Source organism: Novosphingobium bradum, from assembly GCF_042646485.1.
GTDB lineage: Bacteria > Pseudomonadota > Alphaproteobacteria > Sphingomonadales > Sphingomonadaceae > Novosphingobium > Novosphingobium bradum.
The window spans coordinates 700,574-714,713 of the sequence record NZ_JBHRTQ010000007.1; the positions used below are offsets into that span (position 1 = coordinate 700,574).

General features: G+C 69.4%; 14 protein-coding genes. 7 read left to right on the forward strand and 7 right to left on the reverse strand.

Features of this window, described 5'->3' with window-relative positions:
• Positions 1–3 precede the first annotated feature (3 nt).
• Positions 4–858 (forward strand): hypothetical protein, encoded by an 855-nt coding sequence (locus tag ACFOD9_RS09205; RefSeq protein ID WP_379509788.1) that lies wholly within the window; start codon positions 4–6, stop codon positions 856–858.
• Between the two features lie 5 nt (positions 859–863).
• On the opposite strand, the gene ACFOD9_RS09210 is transcribed toward ACFOD9_RS09205, so the two are convergent.
• Both ACFOD9_RS09210 and ACFOD9_RS09215 read right to left on the reverse strand, forming a co-directional pair.
• Positions 864–2,876 (reverse strand): DNA topoisomerase IV subunit B, encoded by a 2,013-nt coding sequence (locus tag ACFOD9_RS09210; RefSeq protein ID WP_379509789.1) that lies wholly within the window; start codon positions 2,874–2,876, stop codon positions 864–866.
• A 78-nt stretch (positions 2,877–2,954) separates the two neighbouring features.
• On the reverse strand, positions 2,955–4,133 hold the full coding sequence (locus ACFOD9_RS09215) for a penicillin-binding protein activator (RefSeq protein WP_379509790.1): 1,179 nt from the start codon (positions 4,131–4,133) through the stop codon (positions 2,955–2,957).
• A gap of 40 nt (positions 4,134–4,173) precedes the next feature.
• Here ACFOD9_RS09215 and rsmI point away from each other — a divergent pair, with 40 nt between their 5' ends.
• The 4 genes from rsmI (at position 4,174) to ACFOD9_RS09235 (ending at position 7,221) form a co-directional block, all read left to right on the forward strand.
• The gene (rsmI, locus tag ACFOD9_RS09220; RefSeq protein ID WP_379509791.1) at positions 4,174–5,004 is read left to right on the forward strand and encodes a 16S rRNA (cytidine(1402)-2'-O)-methyltransferase; all 831 of its coding nucleotides are present in this window, start codon (positions 4,174–4,176) and stop codon (positions 5,002–5,004) included.
• Entirely contained in the window at positions 5,001–5,351 is a 351-nt protein-coding gene (locus ACFOD9_RS09225; RefSeq protein ID WP_379509792.1) for a YraN family protein, read from the forward strand. The genes rsmI and ACFOD9_RS09225 overlap by 4 nt, the downstream gene beginning before the upstream one ends.
• Positions 5,352–5,459: 108 nt before the next feature.
• On the forward strand, positions 5,460–6,440 hold the full coding sequence (gene gshB / locus ACFOD9_RS09230; protein ID WP_379509973.1) for a glutathione synthase: 981 nt from the start codon (positions 5,460–5,462) through the stop codon (positions 6,438–6,440).
• 181 nt (positions 6,441–6,621) lie between these two features.
• On the forward strand, positions 6,622–7,221 hold the full coding sequence (locus tag ACFOD9_RS09235; RefSeq protein WP_379509793.1) for a DedA family protein: 600 nt from the start codon (positions 6,622–6,624) through the stop codon (positions 7,219–7,221).
• Between the two features lie 4 nt (positions 7,222–7,225).
• Here the strand turns inward: ACFOD9_RS09235 and ACFOD9_RS09240 are convergent, their stop codons facing one another.
• The 5 genes from ACFOD9_RS09240 to rph all read right to left on the reverse strand — a co-directional run bounded on the left by ACFOD9_RS09240 (position 7,226) and on the right by rph (position 12,287).
• Positions 7,226–8,134 (reverse strand): tyrosine recombinase XerC, encoded by a 909-nt coding sequence (locus ACFOD9_RS09240; protein ID WP_379509794.1) that lies wholly within the window; start codon positions 8,132–8,134, stop codon positions 7,226–7,228.
• Positions 8,131–9,285, reverse strand: coding sequence for a radical SAM family heme chaperone HemW (hemW, locus tag ACFOD9_RS09245; protein ID WP_379509795.1), 1,155 nt, complete (start codon positions 9,283–9,285; stop codon positions 8,131–8,133). Before hemW ends, ACFOD9_RS09240 begins: the two co-directional genes overlap by 4 nt.
• The gene (locus ACFOD9_RS09250; protein ID WP_379509796.1) at positions 9,282–10,814 is read right to left on the reverse strand and encodes a sulfotransferase; all 1,533 of its coding nucleotides are present in this window, start codon (positions 10,812–10,814) and stop codon (positions 9,282–9,284) included. The genes hemW and ACFOD9_RS09250 overlap by 4 nt, the downstream gene beginning before the upstream one ends.
• A 9-nt stretch (positions 10,815–10,823) precedes the next feature.
• Complete coding sequence (gene rdgB, locus ACFOD9_RS09255; protein WP_379509797.1) at positions 10,824–11,447, reverse strand: RdgB/HAM1 family non-canonical purine NTP pyrophosphatase; 624 nt, start codon at positions 11,445–11,447, stop codon at positions 10,824–10,826.
• Positions 11,448–11,570: 123 nt separating this feature from the next.
• A complete protein-coding gene (gene rph, locus ACFOD9_RS09260) occupies positions 11,571–12,287 on the reverse strand; it encodes a ribonuclease PH (protein WP_379509798.1) in 717 nt (238 codons plus the stop codon).
• 94 nt (positions 12,288–12,381) lie between these two features.
• On the opposite strand from rph, the gene hrcA reads away from it, so the two are divergent.
• Complete coding sequence (gene hrcA / locus ACFOD9_RS09265; protein ID WP_379509799.1) at positions 12,382–13,443, forward strand: heat-inducible transcriptional repressor HrcA; 1,062 nt, start codon at positions 12,382–12,384, stop codon at positions 13,441–13,443.
• Between the two features lie 127 nt (positions 13,444–13,570).
• Positions 13,571–14,071 carry a nucleotide exchange factor GrpE gene (locus tag ACFOD9_RS09270; RefSeq protein WP_379509974.1) on the forward strand — a complete coding sequence of 167 codons (501 nt, stop codon included), beginning with the start codon at positions 13,571–13,573 and terminating at the stop codon, positions 14,069–14,071.
• Positions 14,072–14,140: the final 69 nt, after the last annotated feature.

Consider the following 14,140-nt stretch of genomic DNA (forward strand, 5'->3'; position numbering starts at 1 on the left):
GCCATGATCAAGGATATCCGCGAACTGGCCCACGACAAGGCAGCCTATGCCAGGGAACTGGAACGGCGGTGGAGCGGGCTGCTCAGCTATCGCTACATCGGCCGCAACCACGGCTCGCTCAACGCAGGGCCGGTCGACAACACGGTGACCCTGCGCCGCGATATGCGGAACGCCGCTGGCGGCCTGCTGGTCTCGCCGCTGTCGATCTCGGCGCCCGAATGCGGCGGGCAGACCGATCTGGAATCGGTGCCCAACCCGGTGATCCACTCGTGCCAGATCCTCGATCCCGGCATCGGCGTGAAGCGGATCGAGGTGGTGGCCTCGCACTGCCTCAAGCAGGGCACCCGGCTGGGCTTCAGCCGCTCACGGATCGTCGATGCCGACAATCCGGCGCGGGTGCTGGCGCTGATGGAGGGGCAGGGCGCGATCATCGGCCGCCCGCCCGAAGGGCTGGGCAAGATGCCGGAGAACCGGCTGGAGGTGCTTGATTCGCCCGACCTGCCGCCGCTGTGGCAGGTGTTCGGGGCGCAGCGCGAGAGCGCAGGGGTCTGGACCCTGCCCGAACTCTCGCCCGATATGGCCTCGCCCGATGCGGCGCTGCACATGGGGCCGCAGCATATCGCGCTGGAAGCCGCCGCCATCGATCTCGCCGCGCGCCTGGCCGGGACCGACCGGCTCCAGATGGAATCCTGGCACGTGATGTTCCTGGCCCGCGGCAAGCGCGGCCCGTTCCGCCTGACCGGCGAGGCTTGGCCGGGCAGCGAGGGCAAGCTGGGCGTGCGGGTGGACCTGGTCGATGCCGGCGACGGCGGCCGGGCGGTGACCACGGCCTCGGCGGTGATGCGCCGCGCGGACTGAGCGCTTCAGGCGTCGATCATTTCCCGGTCCACCTCGCCCGCGCGGTTCTGGATGAACATGAAGCGTTGGGCCGGGTCGCGGCCCATCAGGCGGTCGACCAGGTCCTTCACGGCGAAGCGCTGTTCGTGGGCTTCGGGGAGCGTGATCCGCAGCAGGCCGCGCGAGGCCGGCGACATGGTGGTTTCGCGCAATTGCTGCGGGTTCATCTCGCCCAGACCCTTGAAGCGCGAGACTTCCACCTTCTTGCCCTTGAACTTCGTCGCTTCCAGCTCGGCGCGGTGCAGTTCGTCGCGGGCATAGGCCGACTGGCTGCCGGCGGTGAGCCGGTAGAGCGGCGGCTGGGCAAGGTAAAGGTGGCCGCGCCGGACGACCTCGGGCATTTCCTGGAAGAAGAAGGTCATCAGCAGGGTGGCGATGTGGGCGCCATCCACGTCGGCGTCGGTCATGATGACGATGCGGTCGTAGCGCAGGTTGTCGGGGTTGCAGTCCTTCCGGCTGCCGCAGCCCAGCGCCAGCAGCAGGTCGGCGATTTCGCTGTTGCCGCGGATCTTGTCGGCCGAGGCCGAGGCGACGTTGAGGATCTTGCCGCGGATCGGCAGGATCGCCTGGGTCTTGCGATCGCGCGCCATCTTGGCGCTGCCGCCGGCGCTGTCGCCTTCGACGATGAACAGCTCTGTCTCGCCGCTGCCTTCGCCCGAACAATCGGTGAGCTTGCCGGGCAGGCGCAGCTTGCGGGCGTTGGTCGCGGTCTTGCGCTTGACCTCGCGCTCGGCTTTCCGCCGCAGCCGCTCGTCCATCCGCTCCATCACGTGGCCGAGCAGGGCGCGCCCGCGCTCCATGTTGTCGGTCAGGAAATGGTCGAAGTGATCGCGCACCGCGTTCTCGACCATGCGGGCGGCTTCCGGGCTGGTGAGGCGGTCCTTGGTCTGGCTCTGGAACTGGGGATCGCGCACGAAGACCGAGAGCATGACCTCGCTGCCGGTGATCACATCTTCGGGGGCGATGTCCTTGGCCTTCTTCTGGCCGGTCAGCTCGCCAAAGGCGCGGATGCCCTTGGTGAGCGCGGCGCGCAGACCCTGTTCGTGAGTGCCGCCATCGGGGGTGGGGATGGTGTTGCAGTAGTAGGAATAGGCGCCATCCGACCACAGCGGCCAGGCGATCGCCCATTCGACCCGGCCCTGTTCCCCCTCGCCTTGTTGATTTGGCGGAAAATCCTGGCTGCCCTTGAAGAACTGGGTGGTGACGCATTCGCGGGTGCCGATCTGTTCGGCAAGGTGATCGGCGAGGCCTCCCGGGAACTGGAAGGTGGCTTCGGCCGGCACGTCCTCGCTGGCCAGCGCGGGCGCGCACTTCCAGCGGATTTCCACGCCGGCAAACAGATAGGCCTTCGAGCGCACAAGGCGGAACAGGCGGGCGGGCTTGAACTTCGCCTCCGCGCCGAAGATCTCGACATCGGGAACGAAGGTGACCTGGGTGCCGCGCCGGTTGGGGGCATTGCCCACCTTCCGCAATGGCCCGGTGGGCACCCCGCGCGAGAATTCCTGCGCGTAGAGCTCCTTGTTGCGGGCCACCTCGATGCGGGTGAGGGTGGACAGCGCGTTGACCACCGAGACGCCGACGCCATGGAGGCCGCCGCTGGTGGCATAGGCCTTGCCCGAAAACTTGCCGCCCGAATGCAGCGTGGTGAGGATCACCTCGAGCGCGGACTTGCCGGGGAACTTGGGGTGTTCGTCAACCGGGATGCCTCGGCCATTGTCGGCGATGGTCAGGCGCCCAGGGCTGCCGGGTTCCTCCTCCAGCGTGACCTCGATCCGGTTGGCATGGCCGGCCACGGCCTCGTCCATCGCATTGTCGAGCACTTCGGCGGCAAGGTGGTGAAGCGCGCGCTCGTCGGTCCCGCCGATATACATCCCCGGGCGGCGGCGCACCGGCTCCAGCCCTTCGAGCACTTCGATGGCGGAGCCGTCATAGGCCTCGGAACCGGCGGCGGGGAGCTTGTCGAAGAGATCGTCGGACATGGGTCGGGTTATGGGAGCGGGGGATTCCCCGCGCAAGCGGGGCGCGGGGGTTATCGTCAGGGTTGGGGGCGGGCGCCTTCAGTCCTGGAACCGCGCCGGGGCCGGGCTGACCACGGTAACCCCGCCGGCGCGCACCTCGTTCACCTCGAAGGCGCGCTGGACCGTGCCGGCCTCGGCGAAGCGGAACGCGCCATCCAGGCCGAGGAATCCGCCGCGATCGCCGATCCGGGCCATCGGGAACACCGCGCCCGGCTTCCAGTCGCGCGCCACGCGCAGGGTGAGCAGCACGGCATCGTAGCCCAGAGTGGCGATGCGGTAGGGCTGGGCGCCGAAGCGGGTCTTGTAGCTTTCGGCGAACTGGCGGAAGCGCCCGTCGGACACGGCGGCATAGAGCGCGCCGGACAGCGCCGGGCTGGCCGGCACCGCGCCGTCGCCGCTCCACAATTCGGTGCCGAGCAGGCGCACCGGGGGCTTGCCGCCGCGCAGGGCCGGCGCGGCCAGGCCGGCGATGCGCCCGCCATCGGCCAGCAGCACCGCATCGAACCCGCCGCGCACCTTCAGCCGGCGGGCGGCGCTGATCACCGAGGTGTTGGTGCGGGCATAGCTTTCGATCCCGGCAATCGCGCCGCCGGCCTCGACCACGGCGGCCTTGAAGGCGGCCTCGGCGCGCTGGCCATATTCGCCTTCGGGAATCAGCGCGGCAAAGCGGTTGGCGCCGTGAGCGCGGGCATAGCGGACCGTGCGCGCGATCGACTGGCCGGGCAGGCTGCCCATGACGAAGGCGCCGGGCGCGGCCACCGAGGCATCGTTGGAGAACGAAATGATCGGCACCCGCGCCGGCCGGGCGACCTGGGCAACGGCGGCGACTTCATCGCCCATCAGCGGCCCGAGGATCAGCTTGTTGCCATCGGCAATCGCGCGGTTGGCCGCGGCCGAGGGGCCGGCGGCGGTATCGTAGGTTGTGATCCGCAGGCTTTCGGCATTGGTATCGAGCAGGGCCATTGTCGTTGCATTGGCAAGGCTCTGGCCCACGGCGGCATTGGGACCGGACAAGGGCACCAGCAGGGCCACGCGGTGGCGCTGCTGGTCGGCCGGGAGCGCGGCGGCGCTGGGTTGCTCGGGCGCGGGCGCGGTTCCGGCAGGCTTTTGCGGGACGGCGGCGCAGCCGGCCATCAGCGTGGCGGCCAGCAGGGCCGCCGCCGTGCGCCGATCGAACCGAGGGGCAAGGCGGGAAAGCCCGGAATTTTGGCCGATCATCGCTTGCAAGCTCCCCTTGATCCGGTTCATTGACGCCATCATGACCACGCCGCTCGAGCCAGGGCTCTATATTGTCGCCACGCCCATTGGCAACTTGGGGGATATCACCCCGCGAGCCACAGGGATACTCCGTGGCGTGGCTGCGATAGCCTGCGAGGATACGCGGGTGACCGGCAAGCTGTTGCATCACCTCGATATCAGTGCGCGGATGATCCGCTACGACGATCACGCCAGCGAGGCGACCCGCGATCATCTTTTGCAGATCGCCAGCGAGCAGCCGCTGGCGCTGGTGAGCGATGCGGGCACGCCGCTGATCTCCGATCCGGGCTACCGCCTGGTGCGCGCCGCGCGCGAACGGGGCATTGCCGTCACCAGCCTGCCCGGGCCGAGCGCGGCGGTGGTGGCGCTCACGCTCGCCGGCCTGCCGAGCGACCGGTTCCTGTTCGCCGGCTTCCTCCCCAGCAAGGACAAGGCCCGGCGCGAGGTGCTGGCGGAACTGGGCGGGGTGAAGGCGACGCTGGTGTTCTACGAGACCGCGCCCCGCCTGCTCGACAGCCTGGCCGCGATCGGCGAGGGTTTGCCGGGCCGCGAGTTGGCCGTGGCGCGCGAGCTGACCAAGAAATTCGAGGAATGCCGCAGTGGCAGCGCGGCGGACCTGGCGGCGCACTATGCGGCCCATCCGGCGAAGGGCGAAATCGTGCTGATGATCGGCCCGCCGGGCGAGGCTGGGCCGCCCGCTGAAGCCGATGTCGATGCCATGCTGCTGGCGGCTCTGGCGACCGACAAGCCCAGCCAGGCGGCGGCGCAGGTGGCCAAGGCCACCGGGCTGGATCGCAAGGCGCTCTATGCGCGGGCGCTGGAGCTGAAGTGAGGCGGCGCGAGGCCGAGCAGCGTGGCCGCAAGGGCGAGACCTTGGCGGCCTGGTATCTGCGGTTCAAGGGCTGGCGGATCGTGGCGCGGCGGGTGAAGACCCCGCGCGGCGAGATTGACCTTGTCGCCCGGCGCGGGCGGACCGTGGCCTTCGTGGAAGTGAAATGGCGGCGCACCGAAGCGGACCTGGCCCTTGCGCTGGATGCCAGGCGGCTGGCGCGGGTGAGGGCGGCGGCCGAGGCGCTGGTTCCCCGCTTCGCCCACGCCGGCGAGGATATCCGCATCGATGCGATCCTGCTTGCGCCGGGCCGCTGGCCGCGCCACATCGCCAACGCCTCGCTGGGCTGACCTTGCGCGAACGCATCTCGACTTCGCGCGATGCGACCGGCTAGGAGGACGGACAATTCACACCCGTTCGTGTCGAGCGAAGTCGAGACACCCCACGAAGGCCTGCCCATGACCCTGCGCGTCGCGGTCCAGATGGACCCGCTGGAAACGATCAATATCGCCGGCGATTCCAGTTTCTACCTGATGCTGGCCGCCCAGGCCCGCGGGCATGAGCTGTGGCACTACGACGTGGCGAGCCTGGCCTACGATATGGGCCGGATCACCTGCTGGGCCGCGCCGGTCACCGTGCAACGCGTGGTTGGCGATCATTTCCAGCGGGGCGATTATCGCAAGCTCGATCTTGGCGCCGATATCGACGTGGTTCTGATGCGCCAGGATCCGCCGTTCGACCTGGGCTACATCACCGGCACCCATATCCTCGAACGGCTGGCGGGGACCACGCTGGTGGTCAACGATCCGGCCTCGGTCCGCAATGCGCCGGAAAAGGTCATGGTGCTCGATTTCGCGCGGTTCATGCCGCCGACCCTCGTGGCCCGGCGGATCGAGGACGTGAAGGAATTCCAGGCGCGGATGATCGCCAAGGACATGGGTGGCGACCTGGTGATCAAGCCGCTCCATGGCAATGGCGGCAAGGCGGTGTTCCGCATTCCGGCCGATGGCAGCAACCTCGGCGCGCTCATCGAGATGTTCCACAATGCCTGGGTGGAGCCGTTCATGGTCCAGCCCTTCCTCCCCGGCGTGGCCAGGGGCGACAAGCGGATCGTGCTGGTCGATGGCGAAGTGGCCGGCGCCATCAACCGGCGGCCCGGCGCGGGCGAATTCCGCTCGAACCTTGCGGTCGGCGGTTCGGCGGAAGCCACCACGCTCACCGCGCGCGAGGAGGAAATCTGCGCCGCCATGGGGCCGGTGCTCAAGGAAAGGGGGCTGGTCTTCGTCGGGATCGACGTGATCGGCGGCGAATGGCTGACCGAGATCAACGTCACCAGCCCGACCGGGATCGTCGCGATCGACCGCTTCAACGGCACCGATACCGGCGGCCTGATCTGGGACGCGATCGAGGCCCGCCACGCCGCCATGCTGCGGGGATAAACAGGTCCTCCCTGTTTTTGCCGGAGGCACAAATGGGGAGGGGGACCGCCCGCGTAGCGGGTGGGGGAGGGGCCGGGACCATGCCCCTCCGTCAGCCGCCTGCGGCGACTGCCACCTCCCCATTTGCGTCCTTCGGACGAAAACGGGGAGGATCTTTGGCGAAGGATGCGTTTGAACGCCCATGAATGACTGGATCATCCGCCTGATCGAGGCCGGCGGCTATTGGGGCATCCTGGCCCTGATGGCGCTGGAGAACATCTTTCCGCCGATCCCCTCCGAGCTGATCATGGGGCTGGGCGGGGTGGCCGTGGCGCGCGGCTCGATGACCTTCTGGCCCTTGCTTCTGGTCGGCACGGTGGGTTCCACCTTCGGGAACTACTGCTGGTTCCTGCTGGGCGACCGCTTCGGCTATGCCCGCTTGCACCCCTTCGTCGTCCGCTGGGGGCGCTGGCTGACGATGGAATGGCACGACGTGGAACAAGCCACGGCCTTCTTCCGCCGGCATGGCCAGTGGGTGGTCTTCGCCATGCGCTTTTCCCCCTTCATGCGAACGATGATCTCGCTCCCTGCCGGCCTTGCCCACATGAAGCACTGGCGGTTCCTGGTCTTTACTTTCGCCGGGGCGGCGGTGTGGAACACCCTGCTGATCCACGGCGGCCGTCTGGTGGCGCGCTATTTGGCCGGGTTCGGCAGCGCGCTGGGCTGGGCCATGGCGGGGCTGACCGGCCTGTTCGTGGCCTGGTATCTGTGGCGCGTCATCACCTGGAAGCCGCGGGAATAGCTGGCTATTGTTCGCGCGGATGGGCGCTGCGGTAGACATCGAGCAGGGTGGCGGCATCGACCCTGGTGTAGATCTGGGTCGAGCCGAGGCTGGCGTGGCCGAGCAGTTCCTGCAGGCTCCTGAGGTCGGCCCCGGCGCCCAGCAGGTGGGTGGCGAAGGAGTGGCGCAGGGCGTGGGGCGTGGCCGTGGCGGGCAGGCCCAGCACGATGCGCGCCCGGGCCATCGCCTTCTGGACCAGCCCTTGCGACAGCGGACCACCCTTGGCGCCGCGAAACAGCGGCGCGGTTTTTTCCAGCGGCCACGGGCACTTGCCAACATAGTCGGCAACCCCGGCGCGCACGATCGGGAGCAGGGGCACCATGCGCTGCTTGCCGCCCTTGCCGGTGACCACCAGCGTCTCGCCCAGCGGCAGGGCGGCGGCGGTGAGCGACAGGGCTTCGGCGATCCGCAGGCCCGCGCCGTAGAGCAGGAGCAGAACCGCGCGGTTGCGGGCGCCGATCCAGTCGTCCGAGGCGAGATCGCTGACCGTTTCCATCAGGTGAACCGCTTCGTCCGGAGTGACCGGGCGGGGCAGTCCCTTCTTGATCCGGGGGCCGCGCAGGCGAGGCGGGGCCGGGTTGGGCTGGCCCGACTGATCACGGGCGAAGGCCAGAAAGGCTTTCAGTGCAGACAGTTCGCGGGCGGCCGAAACATTGCCGAGGCCATCGGCGCGGCGCGCGGCGAGCTGGCGCCTGAGATCGGCCGCATCCAGCCGGGCGATGGCCGGCCAGTCCTGCAATTGCAGGGCATCGAGCAGGCGGGCGGCGGTGGCGACATAGGCGCGCACGGTGTGGGGGGAGCGGCGGCGGCCCTGGGCAAGGTGCGAATGCCAGGCTTCGAGCAGGTCGGCGCGGGTGTGGAGCGAGCCGGTCATGCAGCGAGCAGGCCGGCGGCGACCACTTCGCCCAGCACGGCATCGAGCACCGGCATCCCGGCTTCGGTCACCCCAATGCGGCTGCCGTCCCGCCAGACGAGGCCTTGCTGCAACGACATTGCAACGCCCTTGCAATCGACCAGCTCCGTTTCGGCAAGGCCGAAGCGCGCGGAGAGCATCGCAAGGTCGATCCCTTCGGCAAGGCGCAGGCCCATCAGGAGGGCTTCGCTGGCCTGTTCCGACCGTCCGAGCGGGCGCTCTTCCGAGAGGCCGTGGCCCGTGTTGGCAATGGCCTCGAGCCAGTTCTCCGGCTTGCGGTGGCGGACCGTGGCCATGCCGCCGCGCCGGCCATGGGCGCCGGGGCCGACGCCGACATAATCGTGGTAGCGCCAGTAGGCGAGGTTGTGGCGGCTTTCCTCGCCCGGGCGGGCGTGGTTGCTGATCTCGTAGGCGGGGAGGCCGGCGCTGGCAGTCATTGCGCGGGTGAGGGCGAACAGGTCTGCGGCGAGATCGTCGTCGAGCGGGGTGAAGGCTCCTTGCCGGACCATGGTGGCGAAGCGCGTGCCGGGTTCGATGGTGAGCTGGTAGAGCGAGAGGTGGCCGGTGCCGAAGGCGAGGGCGCGGGCGAGCTCGGCGGCCCAGGCTTCGGGGGTGTGATCGGGCCGGGCGTAGATCAGGTCGAAGGTGACGCGGCCGAAATGGGCTTGCGCGGTGGCCAGCGCCTTGAGGCTTTCGGCCACGTTGTGGAGGCGGCCAAGGAAGCCGAGGGCCACATCGTCGAGCGCTTGCAGGCCGAGGGACACGCGGTTGACCCCGGCGCGGGCGAGATCGGCAAACTTTTCGGCTTCGACCGAGGACGGATTGGCTTCGAGCGTGATCTCGATGCCGGGCGCGAAGCCCCATAGGCGTTCGGCCTCGGCCAGCAGGCTTTCGACCAGCGCGGGCGGCATCAAGGACGGAGTGCCGCCGCCGAAGAACACCGATTCCAGAGGGTTTCCGGCGGTCAGCGCGGCCTCGTGGCGCAGGTCGGCCAGCAGGCTTTCGCGCCACAGGGCGATGTCGACCCCATCGCGGACATGGCTGTTGAAGTCGCAATAGGGGCACTTCTTCAGGCAGAACGGCCAGTGGATATAGAGGGCGCGGGCGCTCATGCCTCAGGGTAATCCCACGCTTCGAGCGATGGCGCCAGATGGGGCATGAGCGGCGCAAAGTCGGCGGCATGGTGACGCCACCGGCCGACCGCGCTGTTGCCGAGGGGCTGGGCCACCTGGAGCCGGCTGGGGCTGGCAATGTAGCGGCCCGATGCGCCCTTGTGGAAGGCGGGCATGGCCGGGTGCCAATCAATCCCGGTCACGGCCAGGGCGGCGCGCACGGTGGGTTCGAAATCGCTGACGAGGCTTTCGTAGCGCACTTCGGCCAGGGGGGCGCCCGCCGCCGCATCGCGCCACTGGCGCCAGTGGCCGCAGATGAGCGCGTGGAAGGCGGCTGCGCCAGCTGGCTCGACCAGGTTGAGCGTGGCCGGGGTGAGGACCATGACCTGGAGCAGCGCGGAAAGGCAGGCATCGCGCGGATCGCGGACCATGAACAGCACCGCGCTTTCGGGAAACAGGCGCAGGATCAGCGGCAGGTCGATCACGTTGAGCGCGAACTTGTCGACCACGCGCCGGGTGGCGGCCTCGGGGCCGAGGCGGGCGGCGGCGGCGGCGCGGTAATAGGCGCGTAGGGCCGCGCGGTCGGCGGGGGCGAGGCGATCGAGCCGGGCCACGCGGCTGTCGGCGCCGGGAAAGCGGCGCTCGAACTCGGCGGCGAGGAGGGCGATCAGCGGGGCTTCATCGGCCACGCAGGTGCCAGGATGGGCGCCGAACACTTCCTGGAGCAGGGTGGTGCCCGAGCGCAGGAAGCCGGTGATGAACACCGGGGTGGTGGCGGCATCGGCCGGGCCGTCATCCCGCCAGCGGCGCAGCATGGCGGGATCGAGCGCGGCGCTGTCGGCCGCCAGGATGCGGGCGATGCGCCCGGGATCGAGCGCGGCGGCTTCGGGCAGGTGGGCGGCGAACCTTGCGCTCTGTTCAAGCGCGGGGAAGACGGCGGGCCAATCGCCCAGCCGGTCAGCCGCGCGGGCCAGTTCCTTGCTGGCGCGATAGGCTTCGCGCGGGGGGAGCGGGCCGGCGAGCAGGGCGGCGAGGCTTTCACGGGCCAAGGCGGGATTGCCGAAGTCGCTGGCGATGGAGGCGGCGAGGACCGACAGGGCCGGATCGGCGGGGCTGAGGCGGCAGGCCCGGGCCACGGCCTCGCGCGCCCGGGCGCCGTGGCCGAGCTGGGCACAGGTGGTGGCGACAAGGGCCAAAGCCTGGCCGTCATCCGGGCGGCGGGCGAGAACGGCTTCGGCCAGCGGCAGGGCGCGCGCCGGATCGCCCGATTGCTGGAGCAGGGCGGCCAAAGCAAGGACCGGCGCGAAATCGGCACTCGCGGCAAGCAGGGCGGCGGCGCCCGTGGCGAGGATGGCGCAGCCTTCGTGGAGCAGCCCGCCGCGGATGAGCGCTTGGCCCAGCACCGCCTGGGTGCGCGGATCGGCGGGATCGCGAGCGCTGGCCTGGCGCAGCAGCGCGATGGCTTCGCCCAGCCGCCCGGCCCGGAAGGCCGCATCGCCGCGCTGGCGCAGGTCGGCTGCGGTGGTCATCGCGGCCTTCTAGCCGCCGAACTGGGCGGCGACCAGCTTGGCGAAGGCATCGGCGCGGTGGCTGATGCGGTGTTTTTCCTCAGGATCGATCTCGGCGAAGGTTTCGGCCATGCCCTTGGCGATGAACACCGGGTCGTAGCCGAAGCCGCGCTGCCCACGCGGTGGCCAGGTGAGGCTGCCCTGCACCGTGCCTTCGTGGACGGCCTCGCCCCCATCGGGCCAGGCGAGGGCAAGGACGCAGGCGAAGTGGGCCGAACGATCGACCTTGGGGCCGATTTCGCACAGCAGGCCTTCGACCTTGCCCATGGCCATGTACCAGTCGCGGCCCTTCTCGCCCTCGAACCATTGCCGCTCGGCCCAGTCCGCCGTGTAGACGCCGGGGCGGCCGCCCAGCGCGTGGACGCAGAGGCCCGAATCGTCGGCCAGGGCCGGAAGGTTCGCGGCCCTGGCGGCGGCGTGGGCCTTGATCAGGGCGTTTTCGACGAAAGTGGTGCCGGTTTCGGCCGGTTCCGGCAGGCCGAGATCGCCGGCGGACAGGCATTCCACGCCATGGGGGGCGAGCAGCGCCGAGATTTCGCGCAGCTTGCCCGCGTTGTGGGTGGCGATGACGAGTTGGCCGGTGAGCTTGGGCATTTGCCGTTTCCGATGGTTCGGGCGTTGTGCTGTGGGCCTTCGACAGGCTCAGGCCGAGCGGGACTTGTGAAAAAGCAGGTCCGCTCAGGCTGAGCTTGGCGAAGCCTCATGCGCGGCGTTGGTTTACCGCCCGGCCGCCGTGGCTTGCGCCGCGAAGATGTTGTCGCAGCCGATCCGGGCGAGGCGCAGGAGGCGCAGGAGGCCTTCCTCGTCGTAGGTCGCGCCTTCGGCCGTGGCCTGGACTTCGGCGATCTTGCCGCCTTCGATCAGGACGAAATTGGCATCGGCATCGGCCGCGCTGTCTTCGTCATAATCGAGATCGAGGACCGGGGTGCCCTTGAAGATGCCACAGGAAACGGCGGCGACGCGGGCGGTGAGCGGATCTTCCTTGATCTGGCCGGCGGCCATCAGCTTGTCGATCGCGATACGCAGGGCCACCCAGGCGCCCGAGATCGCGGCGGTGCGGGTGCCGCCATCGGCCTGGATCACGTCGCAGTCCAGGGTGATCTGACGTTCGCCCAGCTTCTTGAAATCGACCACGGCGCGCAGGGATCGGCCGATGAGGCGCTGGATTTCCTGGGTGCGGCCCGACTGCTTGCCCTTGGCCGCCTCGCGGCTGCCGCGGGTGTGGGTGGCGCGCGGGAGCATCGAATATTCGGCCGTGACCCAGCCTTCGCCCTTGCCGCGCAGGAACGGCGGCACGCGTTCTTCCACCGAGGCGGTGCAGATCACCTTGGTGTGCCCGAAGGACACCAGCACCGAGCCTTCGGCGTGCTTGGTGAAGTGGGGCTCGAACGAAAGGGCACGCATTTCATCGGGGGCACGACCGGAGGGACGCATGGGAATTCCTTAGTCTGGTGATCAAAGCTGGGGGGCGTTTGGCGGTTCGGGCTTGAGGCTGCAAGAGCGAGGCTTACATTGGGGCACAGAAATGATGGCCAGCCTTCCGATCAGCGAACTCAATTCCCGCGCCCGCGAGATCTTCCGTCTCGTGGTGGAGGGCTATCTCGCGTCGGGCCAGCCGGTCGGCTCCAAGGCGCTGGCGGGCGCGGCGACGGTCAACCTTTCGCCGGCCTCGATCCGTTCGGTCCTGCACGACCTGGAAAGCCTGGGCCTGCTGGCCTCGCCCCATACCAGCGCCGGGCGGATGCCGACCGACGTGGGCCTGCGCCTGTTCGTGGACGGCATGATGCAGGTGGCCGAGCCGACCGCCGACGAGCGCGCGGCGATCGAGCGGCGGCTGGCCGAGCCGGGACCGATCGAGCAGGCGCTGGCGGCGACCAGCGCGGTGCTTTCGGAGCTTTCGGCGGCGGCCGGCGTGGTCATGGTGCCGCGCCGGGAAGCGCGGCTTTCGCAGTTGCAGCTGGTGCCGCTGGGCGCCGGCCAGGCTCTCGCGGTGCTGGTGAGCGAGGATGGCGGGATCGAGAACCGGGTGATCCCGCTGCCGCCGGGCACCCCGGCCACGAGCCTCCAGCAGGCCTCGAACTACCTGACCGCGCGGCTTTCCGGGCGGACTCTGGGCGAGGCGATCGTGGCGATCGGTGAGGAGATCGGGGCGGGGCGCAGCGCGCTGGATGCGGCCAGCCGCGACCTGGTGGAGCGCGGGCTGGCGGTGTGGAGCGAGGATGCCCAGGCGCGGCCGGTGCTGATCGTGCGCGGCCAGGCCAACCTGCTCGACGAGACCGCGCTGGGCGACCTGGAACGGGTGCGTTCGCTGCTCGACGACCTGGAAAACAAGCAGTCGGTGGCCGCCCTGCTCGACGCGGCGCGCGAGGCCGAGGCGACGCGGATCTTCATCGGCGCGGAAAACCGGCTGTTCGCGCTTTCGGGTTCGGCGGTGATCGCCTCGCCCTATCGCGACCGCGAGGGCCGGGTGGTTGGCGTGGTGGGGGTTATCGGTCCGACTCGATTGAATTATGCGCGGCTCGTCCCCATGGTGGACTTCACCGCGCAGGCCCTCAGCAACATGGGGGCCATGGGCAAGCTCATCGGATAAGCTGGAACACATAGAAATCATGATCGAAGAGACGACCGCACAAGCCTCTGGCGTTGACGAAGCCAATGGTGCCGAAGCCAACGGGGGCGCGGAAAACGAGAACGTGCTCGACCTCGGCGGGGCCGAGATGGCCGAGGAAACCATCGGCCTCGGCTCGGGCGCCGAGCTGGACGCGCTGCGCGAGGAACTGGAAGCCTCGCGGCAGGAAACGCTCTACGCCAAGGCCGAAACCCAGAACCTGCGCCGACGGATGGAAAAGGAAGTAGCCGACAGCCGGGCCTATGCCGCCACGGCCTTTGCCCGCGACGTGCTGTCGGTTTCGGACAACCTGGCGCGCGCGCTCGGTTCGATCCCGGCCGACCTGCGCGAGGATGACCGGTTCAGGAACCTCGTGGCCGGGATCGAGGCCACGGGCCGCGAGATCGACAAGGTTTTCGCCAGCCACGGCATCAGCCGGATCGCCGCCATGGGCCTGCCGCTCGATCCCAACCAGCACCAGGCCATGCTGGAAATTCCCTCGGCCGATGCCGAGCCGGGCACCGTGCTCCAGGAATTGCAGGCCGGCTACATGATCCGCGACCGCCTGCTGCGGCCGGCGATGGTGGCGGTGGCCAAAAAGCCGGACTGATCGGGGGCGGGGCACGGGCCCTGTCTCGCACATCCATCTTCGTCATTGCGAGCGTAGCGAAGCAATCCA

Coding starts and splice junctions, on each gene's coding strand:
- hrcA (WP_379509799.1), top strand. CDS start 12,382: ATGGCCAGCCTTCCGATCAGCGAACTCAATTCCCGCGCCCGCGAGATC.
- rph (WP_379509798.1), bottom strand. CDS start 12,287: ATGCGTCCCTCCGGTCGTGCCCCCGATGAAATGCGTGCCCTTTCGTTC.
- gshB (WP_379509973.1), top strand. CDS start 5,460: ATGACCCTGCGCGTCGCGGTCCAGATGGACCCGCTGGAAACGATCAAT.
- rsmI (WP_379509791.1), top strand. CDS start 4,174: ATGACCACGCCGCTCGAGCCAGGGCTCTATATTGTCGCCACGCCCATT.
- ACFOD9_RS09205 (WP_379509788.1), top strand. CDS start 4: ATGATCAAGGATATCCGCGAACTGGCCCACGACAAGGCAGCCTATGCC.
- ACFOD9_RS09210 (WP_379509789.1), bottom strand. CDS start 2,876: ATGTCCGACGATCTCTTCGACAAGCTCCCCGCCGCCGGTTCCGAGGCC.
- ACFOD9_RS09235 (WP_379509793.1), top strand. CDS start 6,622: ATGAATGACTGGATCATCCGCCTGATCGAGGCCGGCGGCTATTGGGGC.
- rdgB (WP_379509797.1), bottom strand. CDS start 11,447: ATGCCCAAGCTCACCGGCCAACTCGTCATCGCCACCCACAACGCGGGC.
- ACFOD9_RS09215 (WP_379509790.1), bottom strand. CDS start 4,133: ATGATCGGCCAAAATTCCGGGCTTTCCCGCCTTGCCCCTCGGTTCGAT.
- ACFOD9_RS09240 (WP_379509794.1), bottom strand. CDS start 8,134: ATGACCGGCTCGCTCCACACCCGCGCCGACCTGCTCGAAGCCTGGCAT.
- ACFOD9_RS09250 (WP_379509796.1), bottom strand. CDS start 10,814: ATGACCACCGCAGCCGACCTGCGCCAGCGCGGCGATGCGGCCTTCCGG.
- ACFOD9_RS09270 (WP_379509974.1), top strand. CDS start 13,571: ATGGCCGAGGAAACCATCGGCCTCGGCTCGGGCGCCGAGCTGGACGCG.
- hemW (WP_379509795.1), bottom strand. CDS start 9,285: ATGAGCGCCCGCGCCCTCTATATCCACTGGCCGTTCTGCCTGAAGAAG.